This is a genomic window from Streptomyces sp. KLMMK (genome assembly GCF_036961605.1).
Lineage (GTDB): Bacteria > Actinomycetota > Actinomycetes > Streptomycetales > Streptomycetaceae > Streptomyces > Streptomyces telluris.
The window spans coordinates 1-6,624 of record NZ_JBAMDC010000356.1 but is presented as its reverse complement, the minus strand read 5'-3'; the positions used below and the strand labels follow the sequence as shown (position 1 = coordinate 6,624).

Sequence of the window (6,624 nt, the reverse complement as noted above, 5' to 3'; positions counted from 1 at the left end):
ACCGGCGCCCTTGGCGGCGTGCACCGCCGCCTTCGGGCGGGGCGAGTGCTGCCGCACCTCCTCCATGCTGGAGCGCATCACGTTGCGCAGCCAGGTGCCCAGCGGCTTCTCCACGAACCGGTGCATGAGCCACGCCGCGCCGAGCATCACCAGGACCAGGCCGATGACCAGCAGGTGCCGGGGGACGCGGTCGCGCAGGGCGTAGATCAGCGTCATGCCGATGTACTGGTGGAGCAGATACAGCGGGTAGGTGAGGGCGCCCGCCGTGGACAGCCAGCGCCACTGGATCCGGTTGAACGCGCCGCACGCGATCAGCGCCATCAGCACGAACGCGACGAAGATGATCACCCGGGCGGGCCAGGCGGGGATGTTGTGCGTGGTGTTGTCCGCGACGCGACGCGCGATCTGGTGCTCGGCGAGGAGCAGCGACAGGGCGACGATGCCCCACAGCAGCGCGGTGGGGCGGTAGCGGTACATGAGGTAGAAGGCGATGCCCGCGACGAAGTACGGCTGGTAGAGCGGCATCGCCCACTGGTCGAGGAGCTTGACGTCCGCCTGGACCGAGGCCATCGCGACGACCGTCCACAGCGCGCAGAAGAGCACGCACTTGCGGTACGTCACGCCCGTGGCCACCACGATCGCGAAGAGTACGTAGAACTTCAGCTCGATGAAGAGCGTCCAGTAGACGCCGTCGACGTCCCAGACTCCGAAGCCCGTCTGGAGCATGGTCAGGTTCGTGAGGACGCTGTTGAAGCCGCCGTTGATCTGCCGCACCTGCGGCCACAGCGAGATGACGGCCGCCGTCAGGAAGATCCCGACCCAGTACGCGGGGTAGACCCGCGACACCCGGGAGACCACGAAGTCACCCAGCGAGCGGCCCCACGTGCTCATGCAGATCACGAAGCCGCTGATCAGGAAGAAGATCTCGACGCCGGTCCAGCCGTACTGCGCGAACTTCCACAGGTTGGGGAAGATGTGCTCGGGGTCCTCGCCCCAGCCGCCGCGCAGCGCCACGTAGTGGAAGAAGACGACCATGAGGGCCGCGAGCAGCCGCAGCGCGTCCAGGACGTAGAGCCTGGGCCGGGGAGCGGTGGTCCGCTGTCCGGCTGCCAGGCCGCCATCGAGGTCACCTCGTCTGGCGAAACGCATGTCGTCCTCTCCATCGGCTCAGGTCGGCTCATCCTACGAGGGCCGTCCGCGCGCATGCTGGCACAAGGACCCCCCGGCCCGCCGTGACAGTTATCTCCTGTCTCTGCCGTAATTCCAACCCCTGCCTGGAAACGGCTCCGGGGTGATCTTGTGATGATCTTGTGGTGGGCCCGCCGTCCGGCTTGCCGCGGACCCGCTAGCCGGCCCGGATCTCCGCCGCCGCCCGCCGCAGCCCGCGCCTCAGCGCCCCCGCCAGCGGCCGCTCCACCAGGCGGTGCACCAGCCACGCGACCAGCAGCATGCCCGTCACCAGCGCGATCAGCAGGACGGCCGGAGCCAGGTCGCCGGCCGTCCGCCGGATGACCAGCCAGCCCACGCGCTCGTGGAGCAGATAGAGGGGATAGGTCAGCGCCCCGGCGGCGGTCAGCCAGGGGTGGCCGAGGCGGTGCGTCCGGCCGAGCGCGACCGCCCCCACGGCGAGGAAGAACAGCGCGAGCAGCACCGCCGTCGGCCAGTGGGGCACGCGGTGGCCCATGTAGCCCTCGGCCCGTGTCTGGGCCGCCACCAGGTCGTGCTGGGCAACGAGGAAGCAGGCGGCGACGATCAGCCACAGCACGAGGTTGGGGCGGTAGCGGTGCATGAGGTAGAAGGCGATGCCGGCGATGAAGTACCAGCAGTCCTCCGGCATCAGCACCTGGTCGAGCACGGGCTCGTCCACCGCCGCCGCGACGGCCGCCGCGAAGCCCCACACCACGCAGAAGCCCACCGCCCGCGCGTACGTCAGCCCCTTCCCGGCGACGACCAGCGCGAAGAGCAGGTAGAAGCGCATCTCGACCCACAGCGTCCAGTACACGCCGTCGACGGGGTCCACCCCGAGGGGGGAGTGGAGCATGGTCAGGTTGACGGCGACGTCCCGCGCGCGGGGGGTTTCGCCCGGCACCGGCCACAAACGGACGACGAGTGCGACGGCGAGCACCGAGAACCAGTACGCGGGGAAGAGCCGGGTGACGCGCGAGGAGGCGAACCGGCCGACCCCCCTGCCCCAGCAGCTCATGCAGATCACGAAGCCGCTGATCAGGAAGAACAGCTGCACACCCAGCCAGCCGTAGGACGCCGGCAGGTGGGCGGTGGGGAAGACCGCCGCCGGCGGGGCGCCCCAGGCGCCGCTGCCGAACGCCACGTAGTGGTACGCCACCACCATCAGCGCCGCGAGCAGCCGCAGGCCGTCCAGCGCGGCCAGCCGGGCGCGCCCGTCGCTGCCGTCCGGGCCTCCGGGGGACTCGGGGGGCTCCGCGTGCTCCTGCTGTACCGGCAGAGTGGGGTGCAACGCCCCTCCAGGTGAGGAAGGTGAGGCAGTGCCGGGGAAGCTATCACGTAAATCTGTAGTTTTTCCGCATTAACTACATAACGGGCAATGCGTGCCATCCCGCCATGGAACCCTTCGATCCGCCAGTTCACGGGCCGGATTGCCGGGGGCACTGCCGAACGCCCACTACTCTGGTTGCGTGACCATTCGCCTGTACGACACCAGCGCCCGGCAGATCCGTGACTTCTCCCCGCTCACTCCGGGCTGCGTCTCGATCTACCTGTGTGGCGCGACCGTGCAGGCCGCCCCGCACATCGGCCACATCCGGTCGGGCCTGAACTTCGACATCATGCGTCGCTGGTTCGCCTACCGCGGCTACGACGTGACCTTCGTCCGCAACGTCACGGACATCGACGACAAGATCATCACGAAGGCGGCGGACCAGGGCCGCCCCTGGTGGTCCATCGGCTACGAGAACGAGCGCGCCTTCAACAGCGCCTACGACGCCCTCGGCTGCCTGCCGCCGACCGTCGAGCCCCGCGCCACCGGCCACGTCACCGAGATGGTCGAGATGATGCGCGGCCTCATCGAGCGCGGCCACGCCTACGAGGCCGACGGCAACGTCTACTTCGACGTCCGCTCCTTCCCCGGCTACCTCCAGCTCTCCAACCAGGAGCTGGACAACCTCCTCCAGCCCTCCGGCGAGGGCGAGACCGGCAAGCGCGACCCCCGCGACTTCGCCATGTGGAAGGCCGCCAAGCCCGGCGAGCCCTCCTGGGAGACCCCCTGGGGCCGCGGCCGCCCCGGCTGGCACCTGGAGTGCTCGGCCATGGCCCACAAGTACCTCGGCGAGGCCTTCGACATCCACGGCGGCGGTCTCGACCTGATCTTCCCCCACCACGAGAACGAGATCGCCCAGGCCAAGGCCTTCGGCGACGCCTTCGCCTCGTACTGGGTGCACAACGCCTGGGTCACCATGAGCGGCGAGAAGATGTCGAAGTCCCTCGGCAACTCCGTCCTCGTCGCCGAGATGGTCAAGCACTGGCGCCCCATCGTCCTGCGCTACTACCTCGGCACCCCGCACTACCGCTCGATGATCGAGTACAGCGAGGAGGCCCTGCGCGAGGCCGAGGCCGCGTTCGCGCGGATCGAGGGCTTCATGCAGCGCGTCTGCGAGATGGCCGGCAAGACCGTCGAGCCCGCCGCAGAGGTCCCGCCCGCCTTCGCCGAGGCCATGGACGACGACCTGGGCGTCCCGCAGGCCCTCGCGATCGTGCACACCACCGTCCGCCAGGGCAATTCCGCCCTGACCGCGGACGACAAGGAATCCGCCGTCGCCCGCCTGGCAGAGGTCCGCGCCATGCTCGGCGTCCTCGGCCTCGACCCGCTGGACGAGCAGTGGGCCGGCGCCTCCGCCGGCCGCGGCGACGACCTCCACGGCGTGGTGGACTCCCTCGTCCGCCTCGTCCTCGACCAGCGGCAGGCAGCCCGCGCCCGCAAGGACTGGGCCGCCGCCGACGCCATCCGCGACCAGCTCCAGCACGCGGGCCTCGCCATCGAGGACACCCCGTCCGGACCGCGCTGGTCGCTGTCCTGAGGGACACTTTTCGTACGTACGTAGTAGGCAACCGCCGGGCGCAGTCCGGCGCAGCCGTCCGAAGCCCGTGAGGCCCGCCAGGGCCGAGCGGCGCGGGGGCGGCAGAGAAACAGAAGTCAGGTGACCCCATGGCCGGCAACAGCCAGCGCAGGAACCGCCGTACGTCCAACAAGAAGGGCGCGACGGTCGGCAGCGGCGGCCAGCGGCGCCGAGGCCTGGAGGGCAAGGGCCCGACGCCGCCCGCGTCCATGCGCAAGGGACACAAGAAGAACCGTGTCGCCAACGCCCAGGCCAAGCAGGCGGCGGCCCGCCGCCCCGCCCCCCGCCGCGGCGGCCCCAAGGGCCCCAACGAGCTCGTCGTCGGCCGTAACTCCGTCGTCGAGGCGCTGCGCGAGGGCGTGCCCGCCAAGACGCTCTACGTCCAGCAGTACCTCGACAACGACGAGCGCGTCCGCGAAGCCCTCCAGCTCGCCACGGACAAGGGTCTCCACCTCATGGAGGCCCCCCGTCCCGAGCTCGACCGGATGACCAACGGCCTCAACCACCAGGGCCTCGTCCTCTCGGTCCCGCCCTACGAGTACGCCCACCCCGAGGACCTCACCGCCGCCGCCTTCGACGACGGCGAGGACCCGCTGATCGTCGCCCTCGACGGCATCACCGACCCGCGCAACCTCGGCGCCGTCGTCCGCTCCGTCTCCGCCTTCGGCGGCCACGGCGTGGTCGTCCCCGAGCGCCGCGCGGCCGGCATGACCGCCAGCGCCTGGAAGACCTCCGCCGGTACCGCCGCCCGTACGCCCGTCGCCCGCGCCACCAACATGACGCGGATGCTGGAGTCGTACCAGAAGGAAGGTCTGATGGTCGTCGGCCTCGCCGCCGACGGCGACGTCGAGCTGCACGAGCTCGAAGCCCTCGAGGGCCCGGTCGTCATCGTCGTCGGCAGCGAGGGCAAGGGCCTGTCCCGCCTCGTCGGCGAGACCTGCGACTTCCGCGTGCGCATCCCGATGCCGGGCGGCGCCGAGTCGCTCAACGCCGGTGTCGCCGCGGGCGTCGTGCTCTACGAAGCGGCGCGCCGCCGCGCCTGAAGAAACTCTCCTTGAGCGCAGGACGGGCCGGTTCACCGGCCCGTCCTGCGCTTAAGAGCTGGATTGACGGGCTCCGTTGACGCGACCCGGACAGTTCGACTCGGTCAAGGCAGTGTCCTAATCAGAAGTCACTCGGTTAGATGAGTGTGGACACCAGAACACCCCGCACACCCACGGGGGGAAGCTCTTCCGGGTACGACGACCAGCCCGCGCTGAGTACGGTGAAGGTTCCGTCCGACCCGGCGCAGATCGCCGTCAACCACGTGAGTTTCCGCGTGCAGCTCGCCCGGCCCCCGCGCGTCGCCCGCCAGTTCGCAGGCATCGCCGACACGGCGCAGCTGCCCACCGTCAAGAGCGCGCCCAAACGACGCGCTCCCGTGGTGTGGAGCGGGCGGGCCGCCCCCGGCGACGCGGCGCCCACCGAACTCCTCCAGGCCGTACGGGACTCCGCCGTCACCGACGCGGGCTCCACCCAGGTGCTGCCCCGCATCCGCGTCGACGACCAGCACCCCTCCGTCGTGGGCCCCCGCAGCCACTCCGAGCGCACCGGCCCCGGCGAGCTCGTCGACGCCGCCGGCCCCGCCGCGCCCGGCAGCCGGCTCCTGCACGGCGTCCGCCCCACGGACAGCGCCTACGACGAAGATCAGTACCGCTACCCGCAGTTCGACGGCCCCGACGCCGACTACGACGACGAGGACGGCGAGGACGAGAGCGGCGCCGCCAAGCGCAACAGCGACTCCGTCCGGCACGCCTACTACCCCGGCCGCCGGATGAACCTCGGCGTCGTCCTGCTGCCCCTGCGGATCTTCCTCGGCTTCATCTCCATCTACGCCGGCATGGGCAAGCTCTGCGACCCCGTCTACTTCGACGGCGGCAAGCGCGGCTCCATGGTCGCCTGGCTCACCGCCCTGCACCCCTGGGCCGCCGCCGAGCCCCTGCGCAACCTCGCCCTCGCCCACCCCGTCGGCGCCGGCCTCACCGTCGCCTTCCTCCAGGTCGTCGTCGGTGTCCTCACCATCTTCGGCCTCTGGCAGCGCCTCGCCGCAGCCGTCGGCGTCCTGCTGTCCGCCGTCCTCCTCGTCACCGTCAGCTGGCGCAGCGCCCCCGTCTACGATGCGCCCGACATCATCTACCTCGCCGCCTGGAGCCCCCTCGTGATCGCCGGGGCGCCCTTCTACTCCGTCGACGGGCGGCTCGCGGGCGAGGCCTGGCGCCGCCTCGGCCCCCGCGCCGAGCTGTGGGAGCTCCGGCAGCGCGTCCTGCGGCGCGGCACGATCATGGCCACCGTCCTCATCGGCCTCTCCCTGCTGGTCGGCTCCACCCTCGGCGGCGCCGTCCGCTCCTCCCAGACCGTCAAGGTCCCCGGCCCCAGCGACCCGCCCGTCAACAACCTCCCCGGCTCGCCGTACCCCCAGAGCCCCGGCACCTCCACCCCCCGCGGCCCCCGGAGCCCCTCCGCCGTCGGCACCCCCAAGCCCACGGCCCCCGGC

5 protein-coding genes are annotated in these 6,624 nt (G+C 71.2%); 3 read left to right on the top strand and 2 right to left on the bottom strand.

The window, feature by feature from the left end; all coding sequences use genetic code 11:
• Both V7793_RS30790 and V7793_RS30785 read right to left on the bottom strand, forming a co-directional pair.
• Window positions 1-1,149: acyltransferase family protein (locus tag V7793_RS30790; protein ID WP_336012737.1), on the bottom strand; the 1,149-nt coding region annotated here is incomplete at its 3' end.
• 196 nt (window positions 1,150-1,345) lie between these two features.
• Window positions 1,346-2,476 (bottom strand): acyltransferase family protein, encoded by a 1,131-nt coding sequence (locus V7793_RS30785; protein WP_336012734.1) that lies wholly within the window; start codon window positions 2,474-2,476, stop codon window positions 1,346-1,348.
• Between the two features lie 178 nt (window positions 2,477-2,654).
• Between V7793_RS30785 and cysS the strand changes: the two genes are divergently transcribed.
• The 3 genes from cysS to V7793_RS30770 form a co-directional block, all read left to right on the top strand.
• Window positions 2,655-4,052 carry a cysteine--tRNA ligase gene (cysS, locus tag V7793_RS30780; protein ID WP_336012732.1) on the top strand — a complete coding sequence of 466 codons (1,398 nt, stop codon included), beginning with the start codon at window positions 2,655-2,657 and terminating at the stop codon, window positions 4,050-4,052.
• A gap of 128 nt (window positions 4,053-4,180) precedes the next feature.
• On the top strand, window positions 4,181-5,134 hold the full coding sequence (gene rlmB, locus V7793_RS30775) for a 23S rRNA (guanosine(2251)-2'-O)-methyltransferase RlmB (protein WP_336012729.1): 954 nt from the start codon (window positions 4,181-4,183) through the stop codon (window positions 5,132-5,134).
• Window positions 5,135-5,274: 140 nt separating this feature from the next.
• The coding region (locus V7793_RS30770) for a DoxX family protein (protein ID WP_336012726.1) at window positions 5,275-6,624 on the top strand (1,350 nt) is incomplete at its 3' end.